We start from the raw sequence: 13,218 nt of genomic DNA on the forward strand, positions 1-13,218 counted from the left end.
ACCCAGTCGGCGCCGCCCCGGTAGGTGCCCCCCGATCGGGTTACCCCGTCGGTTCCGCCAACGCCTCCACCAGGTAATCGATGAAGCTGCGCACCTTCGGCGCCAGATGGCTGCGGCTGGTGTACACCGCATAGATGCCAATGGCAGGCACGTCCCATTCGGGCAGCACCCGCTGCAGGCGGCCATCGGCCAACGCGTCGGCGACCAGGAAGTCCGGCTGCACGATGATGCCCAGCCCGGCAATCGCCGCCTCGCGCAGCACATCGCCATTGTTGGCGCGCACGCCGCCGTGCACCGCAACCGCGACCTCGTCACGCGGCCCACGCAGCTGCCACGCATCACCGCCGCCCCAATAGCTGTAGCCCAGGCATTCGTGCGCGGCCAAGTCTTCCGGCTGTTGCGGGTGACCATGCGCAGCCAGGTAGGCCGGCGCCGCGCACAGGCTGATGCGGGTTTCGGCCAGCTTGCGCGCGATCAGCGACGGCCCGGGTTGGCGGGTGATGCGGATGGCCAGGTCGTAGCCTTCCTCCACCATGTCCACCAGCCGGTCGGAGAGCGAAAGATCCAGCTGCACCTGCGGGTACCGCTGGCGATAGCCGGCCAGCAGCGGCCCCAGCCGGGCGATGCCGTAGCTCACCGGCGCATTGATGCGCAGCAGCCCCGACGGCTCCAGTGCCTGCGCGCCAATGCCCGCCTCCAGCGCATCGAACTGCGCCAGCAGCTGCACGCATTGCTCGTAGTACGCAGCGCCCGTGCTGGTGGGGCTCACCCGCCGCGTGGTGCGGTTGAGCAGGCGCGCGGACAGGCGCTTTTCCAGCGCGGCGATCTGGCGGGTGACGCCCGCGGTGGACATCTCCAGCGCCTGGGCGGCGGCGCTGAAGCCGTTGCGCTCGACCACCGCCACGAACACGCGCATCGCCTCGAGAGTGTCCATTGTTGCGAATCCTGTAATGAACAGCGTCGGATCATCGTATTTATCCGCTCTGGTGGACGCAATACGCTGGCGGTCTGGCATCGGGCCCCGCCCGTTGCCGTGTCCCCACTGGAGCACCGCCATGACCCGTCTGCCCTCGCTGTACATCTCCCACGGTTCGCCGATGACCGCCCTGCACCCGGGGCTGGTGGGCGTGCGGCTGGCCGAGCTGGCCGCGCAGCTGCCGCGTCCACGCGCGATCGTGATGGCCTCGGCACACTGGCTGACCCGCCAGCCGGTGGTGGGTGCGCACCCGAAGCCGCCCACCATCCACGATTTCGGCGGCTTCCCGCAGGCGCTGTTCGACCTGCAGTACCCGGCGCCGGGCGACCCGGAACTGGCCGCCGAGGTCGCGCGGCGGCTGGCCGCCGCCGGGCTGGCGCCCGCCGTGGACCCGACCCGTGGCCTCGACCACGGCGCCTGGGTGCCGCTGCGCCTGCTCTACCCGGAGGCCGACATTCCGGTGGTGCCGCTGGCGCTGCAGCCGCTGCAGGGCCCGGCCCACCAGTTCGCGCTGGGTCGCGCGCTGGCGCCGCTGCGCGAGCAGGGCGTGCTGCTGGTCGGTTCGGGCAGCATCACCCACAACCTGCATGACTTCCGCGAGTACCAGAGCGGGGGCGAGGCGCCGTACGTGCGGCCCTTCATCGAATGGGTGGAGCAGCGCCTGCAGGCCGACGATACCGCCGCACTGCTCGACTACCGCCGCCAGGCGCCGCATGCCGAACGTGCGCACCCCACCGACGAGCATTTCCAGCCGCTGCATTTCGCGCTGGGTGCGGCAGGCAGCGAGGTGTTGGGCGCGCAGCGCATCGACGCCGGTATCGACGCGGGCATGCTGGCGATGGACATCTACCGCTTCGACGGCGAGGCGGCGGCATGAGCGCGTTGCACACGGTGCTGCGCCCGGCCACCGGCCCCGCGCAGGGGCTGGTGGTGCTGATGCACGGCGTGGGCAGCAACGAGCGCTCGCTGCTGCCGCTGGCGCACGGGCTGGATCCGCGCCTGCACGTGGTGCTGCCACGCGGACCGCTGGCGTTCGGGCCCGATGCCTTTGGCTGGTTCACCGTGCAGTTCGGCGCGCAGGGGCCGGTGATCGACCCGGCCCAGGCCGAGGCCAGCCGGCTGCTGCTGCTGGACTTCGTGCGCGCGCAGCAGACCGCGCTTGGGCTGGCCGCGCGGCAGACGCTGGTGGCCGGTTTCAGCCAGGGCGGGATCATGAGTGCCAGTGTGGCGTTGACCGCGCCGCAGGTTGCCGCACGTTTCGCGGTGCTGTCCGGGCGCATCCTGCCGGAGATCGCACCGCAGGTTCCGGCCGATATCGCGCAGCGCGATGTGCAGGGGCTGATCCTGCATGGCCACCACGACAGCAAGCTGCCCTTCGCGCTGGCCACCGCCGCATCGGCACGCTTGCAGGCGCTCGGCGTAGCGCATCAACTGCAGGGCTATGCCGTCGACCACGCGCTGACCGCACCGATGCAGGCCGATTTCCACGCCTGGGCGGCGGCACACCTGCTGCCCGCACACTGAGCGGCGGCGACCGCTGTCGTACGCGGTTCGGGGTGGGTGTGGTAATTTTTTTCCAGGCTCTCTGGAAAATGCATGCATACGATTGAAGTCGTCCTGGCGATGCTGGTGGCGGTAGTCGCCAGCGGCTACCTGGTCCGCGTACTGCCGTTGTCGCTGCCGCTGCCGTTGGTGCAGATCGGCCTTGGCGCCGTCATTTCCGGTGTATTCAACCGCGGCCACGCGCTGGAACCGGAGATGTTCTTCCTGCTGTTCCTGCCGCCGCTGCTGTTCCTGGACGGCTGGCGCATTCCAAAACAAGGCCTGTTCCGCGACAAGGGCGTGATCCTGGAGCTGGCGTTCGGGCTGGTGGTGTTCACCGTGATCGGCGCGGGCCTGCTCATCCACTGGATGATTCCGGTGATGCCGCTGGCGGTGGCGTTCGCGCTGGCGGCGATCATCTCGCCGACCGATCCGGTGGCGGTCAGTTCGATCGCCTCGCGCGCGCCCATTCCCAAGCGGCTGATGCACATCCTGGAAGGCGAGTCGCTGTTGAACGATGCCTCCGGCCTGGTCTGCTTCCGCTTCGCGGTGGCCGCGGTGATGACCGGCACATTCTCGCTGGCCACCGCCTCGCTCACCTTCCTGTGGGTGGCGGTGGCGGGGCTGGTGATCGGCGTGGCGGTCACGTTGGGCGTGTCCACCTTCCAGCGCTGGCTGTGGCGGCGCTTCGGCGAAGAGCCCGGCGCGGCGCTGCTGGTGAACCTGCTGATTCCGTTCGCCGCCTACCTGCTGGCCGAAGAGGCCAATGCCTCGGGCATCCTGGCCGCCGTGGCGGCGGGCATCACCATGAGCTATGTGGAGCTCACCGGCCGCGTCTCGGGCAGCATGCGGGTGCAGCGCACGGCGGTGTGGAACATGCTGCAGTTCAGCTTCAACGGCATCATGTTCGTGCTGCTCGGCGAGCAGCTGCCCGGCATCGTGGACCGCGCCATCACCACCGTGAGCGAAAGCGGCCACCACAGCGCGTGGTGGCTGCTGGTGTACGTGGTGGTGATCAACCTGGCGCTGGTGCTGCTGCGCCTGGCCTGGGTGTGGCTGTCGCTGCGCTGGAGCGTGCTGCGCGCGCGCCATCGCGGCGAGGCACGCCCCGGCACCTCCTGGCGGATCGTGGTGGCCACCTCGCTGGCCGGTGTGCGCGGTGCGATCACGCTCGCCGGCGTGCTGACCCTGCCGCTGTTCCTGCCGGACGGCAGTGCCTTCCCGGCACGTGACCTGGTGATCTTCCTGGCGGCGGCGGTGATCCTGGTGTCGCTGGTGGGCGCCAGCGTGGCGCTGCCGCGCCTGCTCAAGGGGCTGGAACTGCCGGCCGATTCGGGCGAGCGCAAGGAAGAGGACCTGGCCCGGCGGCTGGCGTCCAAGGCGGCGCTGGCCGGGGTGGAGCGCATGCGCCAGCAGCTGGTGCAGAACCAGACCACCGACAACGTGCAGCTCTACAACGACGCGGCGTCGCGGGTGAGCCTGCTGTACCAGCGCAACCTGGAGAAGGAGCAGGGCCCCGACAGCGACCCGGAGAAGGTGCGGCGCATGGAGCAGGGCTACCGCCAGCTGCGCACCGCGGGGCTCACCGCCGAGCGCGAGGAGCTGTTCCGGCTGACCCGGCGCGGGCGGATCTCCGACGAGATCGCGCGCCGGCTGATCCGCAACCTGGACCTGCTGGAAACGCGGCAACGGGAGTGACTGTAGAGCCACCCCATGGGTGGCTGCGCGGTGCCGGAACGAAGAACAGCCACCCATGGGGTGGCTCTACGCCCTCGGCCCGAAATCAGGCCTCGGGCTTCTGATCCAGGTAATACGCCACCACAGTGCCCTTGACCTTGATGGTCATCGGGTTGCCGCGGCGGTCGCGGGCCTTGCCGGCCTGCACGCGGACCCAGCCTTCGCTGACCGAGTATTCCTCGACGTTGTCGCGCTCGACATCGTTGAAACGGATGCCCACGCCGCGCTCCAGCGCAGCGGCATCGTGGAAGGGGCTGGCCGGGTTGATCGCCAGGTGATCGGGAGGGGTATCGCTCATGGGTGCCGGATGCTGACGGCCACCACGGCCGTCTTCAGGCGCACAGGATAAACCGTAGCGGTGCCACGGCCGAATTTCGCTTCCTGCCAACGCCCGCGCACGGCAGAATGCCTGCCTGTCTCCAGGAATACCGGCCATGCCCGACAACAGCGATTATTTCGACTTCGAGGAAGACGAGCGCGACTTCGACGAAGACGATTTCGAGGCGCGGATCTGGAACCTGTTCGTGCTGATCAATCCCGGTGATGAAGAGCTGGGGCTGCAGCAGTTCAACCGCTGGCGCGAGGCGCTGCTGGAAAGCGGCGAGGAGATCGACGAAGAGGCCGACTGGCTGCCGCCGTTGATGGCCGCCATTGCCTGGCAGTCCGGGTTCGAGGTGGACCGCGAGGATGCCGATGCGTTGATGTCTGCCGTCAACGAGCTGGCCGCGCGCTGGAACCTGCAGCTGGACTGGGGCGGCGATCTGGATGATGAGGACTTCGCCGCCGCCGTGGACGCGCCCCGGCTGATGGGCACCGCCTACGACCGCCTGCGCGAGAACAACTACTCGCTGTGGAGCGTGGACACCGGCAACGGTGGCCTGGCCGGCTGGATGGCGCTGCAGCGCGACGACGACGCCATGCTGGCGCTGTGCTCGCTGCTGGGCGTGGAAGTGCGGCCGGGGTCGGACCCGTTCTGATCCACCATGAACGCCTGACACGCGGTTCCGCCGGGGTCTAAACGCCGGTTGGATGTTCGGCGCTGCAACGCATCGGTTCCGGATGTTTGTGCCGCGCTGCGCGCGGTGTCCGGCCAACGGCCGGGGCTACCCGTCGTACTGCGTCCTTGCGTTGGCGATGACCGCTTTTACCAGGGCCCGGTCGGTATGCCTGGAAATCGCCGTCGCGCCCAGCGCGATGGCCTGCAGGCGCAGCGGGGCGGGCACGTCGTAGTGGGCGCCGCTGCGGCGGTTCTGGAACGCCCGCCGGGGAATGCCGAGCTGCGCCGCCATGGCGTGCAGCTCGGGCAGGGTGTCGGCCATCAGATGCGCCCAGCGCTCGCCGCGCCAGGGGTGTACCGCATCGTCGATATAGACCGTCACCGGGTGGCCGTGGCTCAGGCCTGCGGCTTGTCGTCGCTGGCGGCCGGGGCAGCGTCGCCCTCTGCGGCAGCGGCGTCGTCGGCAACCGGAGCGTCTTCGGCGGTGCTGTCGGCGTCGTCGGCCTCGTCGCCTTCCTCACCTTCCACGCCTTCGAACTCGGAAACCAGCTTGGTCAGGTACTCGTCGGCGGTGGTGCCTTCGTCAGCGGCCAGGTCGTCGATCAGCTGCTGCAGCTGGGTCGAGTATTCCAGGGTGACCTTGCGGCCTTCCTTCTCCTGCACGTTGGAGAGGTGCTTGAGCATGGCCAGCATCGGCACCGGGTTGTCGGCGTTGCCCATGGTCTGGCCGCCGATGGCCAGCAGCCATTCGTTGCCCTGCAGGCCGATAGCAGCGACCACCTGGCCTTCTTCGTTGGTCAGCACGGCATGGTTCTGCACCGACTGCTGGGCGTTGAGGCGGTTGATCGGGCGCTTGGGCTGGAGCTTCTTGCGCTTGTCGCGCTTGGCCTTGGACTGCTTGGACATGGACTCGGTCTGTCTTGAGGGGAAAGACCGCCATTGTAGTGCCGGCCGGGGAGGGATGCTGGGGAGCGCCGGCCGTGCGGCCAGTGAAGGCGCTGTTTCAGGGCGTTTTCATGCCGACATCGAGCGTTGCAGCGGTATCGGCAGTCGGCTGGGGCGCGACCCTACCGGGGCGCAGCGGCATGGCGTGACCCCGGTAGGTAACGACCGTTGGTCGTCACGCCGGCATGGCCGTCCCGCCCGCCGACCGCCTCAGGGCGAGGCGGCGGCGGGCGCGGCGGCCGGGGCCAGCACGGGTACCGGCACCGGCACGGCCGGCGCGGCCTGGCTGGCGTGGATGTCCGGGTCCTGCACGGCCGGCGACAGCGCCACCTGCTGGCCGGAACCGGCCAGCGCGGCGGCCTCGGCGGCCTTGGTCATCACCACGATGCTGATGCGGCGGTTGATCGGGTTGTCCGGCTGGGTCTTGTCGAACAGCACCGAGGACGACAGGCCCACCACGCGGGTGACCTTGTCGTCGCTCATGCCGCCATCGAGCAGGGCGCGCCGGGCGGCATTGGCGCGGTCGGCGCTGAGCTCCCAGTTGCTGTAGCCGTGGGCGGCGTTGTAGGCGGTGGTGTCGGTGTGGCCGGTGATGCTGATCCGGTTGGGCACGTGGTTGATGAACTGCGACAGCTCGCGCAGGATCTCGCGCGTGTACGGCTTGAGCGCCGCGCTGCCCATGTCGAACATCGGCCGATTCTGCTTGTCCACGATCTGGATGCGCAGGCCTTCCGGGGTCAGGTCCAGCAGCAGCTGGTCCTTGAACGGCTCCAGCGCCTGGCTCTTGCTGATCGCCTCTTCCAGCTCCTGCTTGAGCACTTCCAGCTGCTTCTTCTCGCGCTCACGCTCGTCCTGCTGCGGCACCGGGCGCTCGGCCTGCTGATTCTGGAAGGGGTCGTTGCTGTTGCCGCGCGAGACATCGGTGGCGCCGCCCAGCTTGATCATCGAGGTGCTGGCACCGCCCGGGCCGGCCATGCCGGGGGCCGGGGTCGAGCTCTGCCCGGACAACGGGCTGGGGTTGCGGAAGTACTCGGAAATGGCCGCGCGCTCGGGCTTGGTGGTGGCCGCCATCAGCCACAGCACCAGGAAGAACGCCATCATGGCGGTCACGAAGTCGGCATACGCCACTTTCCACGCACCACCATGATGGGCGGCGTGGCCGCCCTTCTTGACCCGGCGGACGATGACGGTGGGTTTGTTCTCGGCCATGGCGGTGCCTTACTTGACCGTCTTCAGGTGCGCTTCGAATTCGCTGAAGCCCGGGCGGACGTGCGACGGCAACGTCTTGCGGGCGAATTCCAGCGCGATCTTCGGGTTGTAGCCGCGCAGGCAGGCCAGCAGGGCGGTCTTCACCGACTCATAGATGCGGCTGTCCTGCTCGGCGCGCGCTTCCACGGCGGCGGCCAGCGGGCTGACGAAGCCGTAGGCGAGCAGAATGCCCAGGAAGGTGCCGACCAGGGCGCCTGCCACGTGTGCACCCACTTCCTCGATGGCACCGCCGATCGAGCCCATGGTGATCACGATGCCCAGCACCGCGGCCACGATGCCGAAGCCGGGCAGGCCGTCGGAGACCTTGTTGAGGGCGGCCGAGGGCTGCATCGCCTCGGCGTGGTGCTTTTCCAGCTCCATTTCCAGCAGCGGTTCCAGCTCGTGCGGTTCGATGTTGCTGCCGATCATCAGGCGCAGGCAGTCGGTCATGAAGTCCACCAGGTGGTGGTCGGCCTGGACCTTGGGGTAGTTGGCGAAGATGGCGCTGTCGCCGGGGCGTTCGACGTGGTCTTCCAGCGCCATGAAGCCCTCGCGGCGGGCCTTGTTGAGCAGTTCGTAGAGCAGGCTCAGGACATCGATGTAGTCCTGCTGCTTGTAGCGCGGGCCCTTGAACACGCCCACCGAGGCCTGCAGGGTCTGCTTGACGGTCTTGATCGGGGTGCCGACCAGGAACGCGCCCAGCGCCGCACCACCGATGATGACCAGCTCGTAAGGCTGCCACAGGGCGCCCAGCTTGCCGTGCGCGCCGAGATAGCCGCCGAGCACGCTGACGATGACGATGACGAAGCCAACAAGGATGAGCATGGGGCCGACACGGTAGAGGGGGATATCTCCATGTCGGCCTGGCGCGTACATTCTGAAGGGGGCGTTAGTCGGACGTCACACTTTTGATCAGCCCGCCGGCTGGGCCTCGGCCCCGCCGCGCTGCAGCGGATCCGGATACGGCTGGCCGTTCGGAGTGAACGACAGCGAGACCGAATTGAGGCAGTGGCGCTCGAAGGTGGGCGGCGGGCCATCCGGGAACACATGGCCGAGATGGCTATCACAGCGGGCGCAAACGATTTCAGTTCTCACCATGCCATGACTGACATCACGGATTTCGTGGACATGGGCCGCGTCGAAGGGCGCGAAGAAGCTCGGCCAGCCGGTGCCGGAGTCGAATTTGGTGCTGGAGCGGAACAGCGGCAGGCCGCACAGCCGGCAGCCGTAGACGCCGTCCTGCTTGTTGTCCAGGAACACCCCGCAGAACGGGGCCTCGGTGCCGTGGTGCAGCAGCACCCGCTGTTCGTCGGCGCTGAGCCCGGCGATCAGCGCCTGGCGCTGGGCGTCGCTGGGCGGGGAGAGGTCGAAGGCGGTCATGGGCAGTCCTCGTAGGGGTAGCGGAGAAATGGGGGCGGCCGGCGATGGGGGCAAGCGGCAGGGGCGTTCATGGTGCTGACACGCGCGCTGGCGCAGGGTGAATGCCTGTCCCGTCGTGAGCCTGCCGCCATGAACCGCCTTCCCTGGCTTGGCCTGTCGCTGCTGGTGCTGCTGCCGCTGGGCGCGGCCGCGCAGATTGCAGCGCCACGCAATCCCACTGATACCAGGCCGGTGCCCAGCCCGGTGACCAGCCCCGTGCCGACCGCGACCCCGACGCCGGTACCCACGCCGGCGCAGACCACGCAGCAACTGCGCACCCACCCGATCCAGAGCCAGGGGCCGGCGCAGGTGGTGCCGCCCACGCCGCCCGCCACCACCGCGCCGCCGAAGGTCTACGACCGCAACGGCCGGATCGTGCCGGGTATGCAGCAGGCCGGTCCGAACCGCGTGCTCGACACGCGCACGGGCCGCTACTACGACGCGGTGCCAAGTGGCGATGGGCAACGCATCAAACCCTGATGCATGAACGTTTCACAACCAACGCCCGCAGTCATGAGTGTCAACGCCACAGCTCACTTCTATTTCGCCTGCGATTAACCGGATTCGCGAGACGCTGTACGTGCGCCGCAACACCGCGCATCCCCAAGCTAAGAAGGTGTAGTCATGTCTAATCAGCAAAAGGGCAATCCCGGCAAGATGCCGCAGGAACAGCAGGGCCAGCAGAACCAGAAGCCGGGCCAGCAGAACCAGCAGCAATGGGATCAGCAGAACCAGAAGGGTGGCAAACAGCAGGACCAGCGCCACCAGGACCAGAAACAGCAGCGTTGATGCGGCTGGTCGGCAGCTACACGGGCGGTGCGCGCAAGCGCGCCGCCTTTTGCATTTGGGCGCCTTAATCCGGAATGGGCAGCGTCAAGGTTTCCTTGACCTCTTCCATCACGATGTAGCTCTTGGATTCGCGCACATGCGGCAACGTCAGCAGTGTGCTGCCGAGCAGCTTGCGGTACGAAGCCATCTCACTGATGCGCGCCTTCAGCAGGTAGTCGAAATCGCCCGAGACCAGATGGCATTCCAATACGTTGGGCAGCTTCAGTGCGGCGCGGCGGAACTCCTCGAAGATGTCGCCGGACTTGTAGGCCAGGCTGATTTCGACGAACACCAGCAGGCTGGCCTTGAGGTAGTGCGGGTCCAGCCGGGCGTAGTAGCCGGTGATCGCGCCATCGCGTTCCAGCCGCCGCACGCGTTCGGTGCACGGGGTGGTGGACAGGCCCACGCGCTCGCCCAGTTCGGTGAAGGAGATGCGCCCTTCGTCCTGCAGGATGCGCAGGATCTTGCGGTCGATCTTGTCCAGCTCGCGGGCTTTCACGGCCATTCGCGTCAACCTGTCGGGGATGTTGCCGGGACAATACCCTGCCTGTGCTTCAAAAAACAGGAAAAACGATTGGTTTGGGCCGCATATACTTCCTCAATTATGGTCCCGGCACGCTCCAGTGCAGGGAATGATCCGGTCGGAGAGGTGAGATGCGCGTTCTAGTCCTTGGCAGTGGGGTGATCGGCACGACCAGTGCCTGGTACCTGCGGCAGGCCGGGTTTGAAGTCACGGTGGTGGACCGCCAGCCCGGTCCGGCGCTGGAAACCAGCTTCGCCAACGCGGGCCAGCTCTCGTTCGGCTACACCTCGCCGTGGGCCGCCCCCGGGGTCCCGCTGAAAGCGGTGAAGTGGTTGTTCTCCGAGCACGCCCCGCTGGCGATCCGCCCGGGCCTGGATTGGCACCAGTACCGCTGGCTGGCGCAGATGCTGCGCAACTGCACCCATGAGCGCTATGCGATCAACAAGGCGCGCATGGTGCGCATGTCCGAATACAGCCGCGACTGCCTGAACGAGCTGCGCGCGGAGACCGGGATCGAATTCGAAGGCCGCGATCTGGGCACCACCCAGCTGTTCCGCACCCAGCAGCAGCTCGACGCCTCCGCGCAGGACATCGAGGTGCTGGCCCAATACGGCGTGCCGTATGAGGTGCTGGACCGCGCCGGCATCATCGCCCACGAGCCGGCGCTGGCCGGCGTGGCCGACACCCTGGTGGGCGCGCTGCGCCTGCCGCGCGACCAGACCGGCGACTGCCAGCTGTTCACCCGCCGCCTGGCGCAGATGGCGATCGATGCCGGGGTCGAGTTCCGCTTCGACCAGGACATCGCGGGCCTGGAAACCGACGGCGACCGCATCACCGGCGTGCGCATCGACGGCAAGCTGGAAACCGCCGACCGCTACGTGGTCGCGCTGGGCAGCTACTCGCCGTCGCTGGTGGCGCCACTGGGCATGCAGCTGCCGGTGTACCCGCTGAAGGGCTATTCGCTGACGCTGCCGATCACCAACCCGGCGATGGCACCGACCTCGACCATCCTGGACGAAAGCTACAAGGTGGCCGTGACCCGCTTCGACGACCGCATCCGCGTGGGCGGCATGGCCGAAGTGGGCGGGTTCGACCTGTCGCTGTCGCCGCGCCGCCGTGCCACGCTGGAGAAGGTGGTGCGCGACCTGTACCCCGAGGGCGGCGACCTCTCGCGCGCCGAGTTCTGGACCGGGCTGCGCCCGGCCACCCCGGACGGCACGCCGGTGGTGGGTGCCACCCCGTACCGCAACCTGTTCCTCAACACCGGCCACGGCACGCTGGGCTGGACCATGGCCTGCGGCTCGGGCCGCTACCTCGCCGACCTGATGAACGCGCGCCAGCCGCAGATCAGCACCGAAGGCCTGGATATCTTCCGTTACGGCGGCCACCACGCCGCCTCCGTCCAACACAGTGAACCTGCCCCATGCGTCCAGCCCGCGCGTTGATCGACCTGGATGCGTTGCGCTCCAACTTCCGCCTGGCCCGTGAACTCGGTGGCGGCCGCAAGACCCTGGCCGCCGTAAAAGCCGATGCCTACGGCCACGGCGCAGTGGTCTGCGCGCGCGCGCTGGAGGGCGAGGCCGACGCGTTCGGCGTGGCCTGCATTGAAGAAGCGCTGGAACTGCGCCAGGCCGGCATCAGCACGCCGATCCTGCTGCTGGAAGGCTTCTTCGACGCCGCCGAACTGCCGCTGATCGTGCAGCACGATCTGTGGTTCGCGGTGGCCGCCCCGTGGCAGGTGGACGCCGTGGAGGCCTTCCAGACCGAGGCCACGCTGCAGATCTGGCTGAAGCTGGACAGCGGCATGCACCGGCTGGGCCTGGCCCCGGCCGATTTCCGCGCCGCGCATGCGCGCCTGTCCGCGCTGCCGCAGGTGGCGCCGATGGTGTTGATGAGCCACATGGCCCGTGCCGACGAGCTGGACAGCCCGCGTACCCGCGAGCAGGCCGCCACGTTTGCCAGCGCCATCGAGGGGCTGGCCGGCGAAACCAGCCTGTGCAATTCGCCCGCCCTGCTGGGCTGGCCGGACGTGCGCAGCGACTGGGTACGCCCGGGCCTGATGCTGTACGGGGCGAACCCGTTGCAGGCGCACAACGCCTTCACCGAGCGCCTGCGCCCGGTGATGACGATGCAGTCGAAGATCTTCGCCACCCGCGAGATCGCCGCCGGCGAACCGGTCGGCTACGGCGCCCGCTTCGTGGCGGAGCGGCCTACCCGGGTGGGCGTGGTGGCGCTGGGGTATGCCGATGGCTACCCGCAGTTCGCCCCCAACGGCACCCCGGTGCAGATTGATGGCCAACCCGGCCATCTGATCGGCCGGGTGTCGATGGACATGCTCACCGTGGACCTCACCGACCTGCCGCAGGCAGGCGTGGGCAGCACCGTGACGCTGTGGGGCGATGCGCCCCGCCTGGACGTGCTGGCCCCGCTGTGCAACGTGAGTGCCTACCAGCTGCCCTGCGCGGTGAAGCGGGTGGCGCGTGAGGTCAGCGGGCAGTAGACGGCAGCAGGCGGCGCAGCCAGTCGTCCAGCATCCGCTTCTCATACCGGAGCGGATCGTTGTTGCTCAACAGGCCGGTGTTGCTCAGGTAGCCCATGTCGATCAGCTTCTCCTCGCTGCTCTCCCTGATCACGCCGCCACTGGCGTCGCGCAGCACGAAGCTGAGGGTGATCCGCGGCGGGTAGATGTTACGCATGATCCGGATGTCACTGGTGCGCGGGCCATGCTGCGGCTCGAAGTCGCCCGCGCGCTTGATGTCGGTGATCTTCACCTCCAGGGTCTGGCCCGGCGCCAGCCGTTTGGCCGCGCTGCTGCGCAGATACGACGCCAGCTGGTAGACCCAGTTGCCGCTTTGAGCCTCAAATCGGTTGGGGCTGTTGCGGATTTCGGTGAACTGGGCCGGATCGGTCCAGGTCACCTGCACCGGGCTCTCACCGGTGAGCGCACGTGGCGCATCTGGGGCAGTGACCGTTCGCGGGGCTGCCGACGCACAGCCGACAAGC

The 13,218-nt window shown here is 68.3% G+C and carries 17 protein-coding genes; 8 read left to right on the plus strand and 9 right to left on the minus strand.

The window, feature by feature from the left end:
* Positions 1-40: 40 nt before the first annotated feature.
* Positions 41-934 (minus strand): LysR family transcriptional regulator, encoded by an 894-nt coding sequence (locus ACREPD_RS10160; protein WP_431599221.1) that lies wholly within the window; start codon positions 932-934, stop codon positions 41-43.
* 121 nt (positions 935-1,055) lie between these two features.
* Here ACREPD_RS10160 and ACREPD_RS10165 point away from each other — a divergent pair, with 121 nt between their 5' ends.
* The 3 genes from ACREPD_RS10165 to ACREPD_RS10175 all read left to right on the plus strand — a co-directional run bounded on the left by ACREPD_RS10165 (position 1,056) and on the right by ACREPD_RS10175 (position 4,216).
* Positions 1,056-1,853, plus strand: a complete 798-nt coding sequence (locus tag ACREPD_RS10165; RefSeq protein WP_431599222.1) for a dioxygenase family protein — start codon at positions 1,056-1,058, stop codon at positions 1,851-1,853.
* Positions 1,850-2,500 carry an alpha/beta hydrolase gene (locus tag ACREPD_RS10170; RefSeq protein WP_431599223.1) on the plus strand — a complete coding sequence of 217 codons (651 nt, stop codon included), beginning with the start codon at positions 1,850-1,852 and terminating at the stop codon, positions 2,498-2,500. The genes ACREPD_RS10165 and ACREPD_RS10170 overlap by 4 nt, the downstream gene beginning before the upstream one ends.
* Before the next feature lie 72 nt (positions 2,501-2,572).
* A complete protein-coding gene (locus ACREPD_RS10175) occupies positions 2,573-4,216 on the plus strand; it encodes a Na+/H+ antiporter (RefSeq protein ID WP_431599224.1) in 1,644 nt (547 codons plus the stop codon).
* Positions 4,217-4,301: 85 nt separating this feature from the next.
* Here the strand turns inward: ACREPD_RS10175 and ACREPD_RS10180 are convergent, their stop codons facing one another.
* Complete coding sequence (locus ACREPD_RS10180) at positions 4,302-4,553, minus strand: DUF3297 family protein (RefSeq protein ID WP_421569068.1); 252 nt, start codon at positions 4,551-4,553, stop codon at positions 4,302-4,304.
* A gap of 136 nt (positions 4,554-4,689) precedes the next feature.
* Here ACREPD_RS10180 and ACREPD_RS10185 point away from each other — a divergent pair, with 136 nt between their 5' ends.
* Positions 4,690-5,232 (plus strand): DUF6630 family protein, encoded by a 543-nt coding sequence (locus ACREPD_RS10185; protein WP_431599225.1) that lies wholly within the window; start codon positions 4,690-4,692, stop codon positions 5,230-5,232.
* A 126-nt stretch (positions 5,233-5,358) separates the two neighbouring features.
* Here the strand turns inward: ACREPD_RS10185 and ACREPD_RS10190 are convergent, their stop codons facing one another.
* The 5 genes from ACREPD_RS10190 to msrB all read right to left on the minus strand — a co-directional run bounded on the left by ACREPD_RS10190 (position 5,359) and on the right by msrB (position 8,825).
* Positions 5,359-5,634, minus strand: coding sequence for a DUF4031 domain-containing protein (locus tag ACREPD_RS10190; RefSeq protein WP_431599226.1), 276 nt, complete (start codon positions 5,632-5,634; stop codon positions 5,359-5,361).
* A 14-nt stretch (positions 5,635-5,648) separates the two neighbouring features.
* Positions 5,649-6,158 carry a hypothetical protein gene (locus tag ACREPD_RS10195; protein WP_431599227.1) on the minus strand — a complete coding sequence of 170 codons (510 nt, stop codon included), beginning with the start codon at positions 6,156-6,158 and terminating at the stop codon, positions 5,649-5,651.
* A 249-nt stretch (positions 6,159-6,407) separates the two neighbouring features.
* Positions 6,408-7,406 (minus strand): flagellar motor protein MotB, encoded by a 999-nt coding sequence (gene motB / locus ACREPD_RS10200; RefSeq protein ID WP_431599228.1) that lies wholly within the window; start codon positions 7,404-7,406, stop codon positions 6,408-6,410.
* A gap of 9 nt (positions 7,407-7,415) precedes the next feature.
* Positions 7,416-8,270, minus strand: a complete 855-nt coding sequence (motA, locus tag ACREPD_RS10205; RefSeq protein ID WP_431599229.1) for a flagellar motor stator protein MotA — start codon at positions 8,268-8,270, stop codon at positions 7,416-7,418.
* 87 nt (positions 8,271-8,357) lie between these two features.
* A complete protein-coding gene (msrB, locus tag ACREPD_RS10210; RefSeq protein ID WP_431599230.1) occupies positions 8,358-8,825 on the minus strand; it encodes a peptide-methionine (R)-S-oxide reductase MsrB in 468 nt (155 codons plus the stop codon).
* Between the two features lie 129 nt (positions 8,826-8,954).
* Here msrB and ACREPD_RS10215 point away from each other — a divergent pair, with 129 nt between their 5' ends.
* Together ACREPD_RS10215 and ACREPD_RS10220 are read left to right on the plus strand one after the other, a co-directional pair.
* Positions 8,955-9,344, plus strand: a complete 390-nt coding sequence (locus ACREPD_RS10215; RefSeq protein WP_431599233.1) for a classical arabinogalactan protein 4 — start codon at positions 8,955-8,957, stop codon at positions 9,342-9,344.
* A 144-nt stretch (positions 9,345-9,488) separates the two neighbouring features.
* Complete coding sequence (locus ACREPD_RS10220) at positions 9,489-9,653, plus strand: hypothetical protein (RefSeq protein ID WP_421569076.1); 165 nt, start codon at positions 9,489-9,491, stop codon at positions 9,651-9,653.
* Between the two features lie 64 nt (positions 9,654-9,717).
* Here ACREPD_RS10220 and ACREPD_RS10225 read toward each other — a convergent pair whose 3' ends face one another.
* A complete protein-coding gene (locus tag ACREPD_RS10225) occupies positions 9,718-10,197 on the minus strand; it encodes an Lrp/AsnC ligand binding domain-containing protein (protein WP_421569077.1) in 480 nt (159 codons plus the stop codon).
* Positions 10,198-10,346: 149 nt separating this feature from the next.
* Between ACREPD_RS10225 and ACREPD_RS10230 the strand changes: the two genes are divergently transcribed.
* The gene (locus ACREPD_RS10230) at positions 10,347-11,660 is read left to right on the plus strand and encodes a D-amino acid dehydrogenase (protein WP_421569078.1); all 1,314 of its coding nucleotides are present in this window, start codon (positions 10,347-10,349) and stop codon (positions 11,658-11,660) included.
* Entirely contained in the window at positions 11,639-12,715 is a 1,077-nt protein-coding gene (gene alr / locus ACREPD_RS10235) for an alanine racemase (protein WP_431599231.1), read from the plus strand. Before ACREPD_RS10230 ends, alr begins: the two co-directional genes overlap by 22 nt.
* Here the strand turns inward: alr and ACREPD_RS10240 are convergent.
* On the minus strand, positions 12,702-13,218 hold a 517-nt coding region (locus tag ACREPD_RS10240; RefSeq protein ID WP_431599232.1), incomplete at its 5' end, for a DUF3016 domain-containing protein. The two genes, alr and ACREPD_RS10240, sit on opposite strands and share 14 nt — an antisense overlap.

The organism is Stenotrophomonas sp. (assembly GCF_050737075.1).
Classification (GTDB): domain Bacteria; phylum Pseudomonadota; class Gammaproteobacteria; order Xanthomonadales; family Xanthomonadaceae; genus Stenotrophomonas.

Bases quoted from the DNA above. Each gene is read 5' to 3' on its own strand.
- ACREPD_RS10215 (WP_431599233.1), top strand. From the start codon at position 8,955: ATGAACCGCCTTCCCTGGCTTGGCCTGTCGCTGCTGGTGCTGCTGCCG.
- ACREPD_RS10195 (WP_431599227.1), bottom strand. From the start codon at position 6,158: ATGTCCAAGCAGTCCAAGGCCAAGCGCGACAAGCGCAAGAAGCTCCAG.
- ACREPD_RS10175 (WP_431599224.1), top strand. From the start codon at position 2,573: ATGCATACGATTGAAGTCGTCCTGGCGATGCTGGTGGCGGTAGTCGCC.
- ACREPD_RS10160 (WP_431599221.1), bottom strand. From the start codon at position 934: ATGGACACTCTCGAGGCGATGCGCGTGTTCGTGGCGGTGGTCGAGCGC.
- ACREPD_RS10170 (WP_431599223.1), top strand. From the start codon at position 1,850: ATGAGCGCGTTGCACACGGTGCTGCGCCCGGCCACCGGCCCCGCGCAG.
- ACREPD_RS10220 (WP_421569076.1), top strand. From the start codon at position 9,489: ATGTCTAATCAGCAAAAGGGCAATCCCGGCAAGATGCCGCAGGAACAG.
- msrB (WP_431599230.1), bottom strand. From the start codon at position 8,825: ATGACCGCCTTCGACCTCTCCCCGCCCAGCGACGCCCAGCGCCAGGCG.
- ACREPD_RS10225 (WP_421569077.1), bottom strand. From the start codon at position 10,197: ATGGCCGTGAAAGCCCGCGAGCTGGACAAGATCGACCGCAAGATCCTG.
- ACREPD_RS10230 (WP_421569078.1), top strand. From the start codon at position 10,347: ATGCGCGTTCTAGTCCTTGGCAGTGGGGTGATCGGCACGACCAGTGCC.
- ACREPD_RS10185 (WP_431599225.1), top strand. From the start codon at position 4,690: ATGCCCGACAACAGCGATTATTTCGACTTCGAGGAAGACGAGCGCGAC.
- ACREPD_RS10180 (WP_421569068.1), bottom strand. From the start codon at position 4,553: ATGAGCGATACCCCTCCCGATCACCTGGCGATCAACCCGGCCAGCCCC.
- motA (WP_431599229.1), bottom strand. From the start codon at position 8,270: ATGCTCATCCTTGTTGGCTTCGTCATCGTCATCGTCAGCGTGCTCGGC.
- ACREPD_RS10165 (WP_431599222.1), top strand. From the start codon at position 1,056: ATGACCCGTCTGCCCTCGCTGTACATCTCCCACGGTTCGCCGATGACC.
- motB (WP_431599228.1), bottom strand. From the start codon at position 7,406: ATGGCCGAGAACAAACCCACCGTCATCGTCCGCCGGGTCAAGAAGGGC.
- alr (WP_431599231.1), top strand. From the start codon at position 11,639: ATGCGTCCAGCCCGCGCGTTGATCGACCTGGATGCGTTGCGCTCCAAC.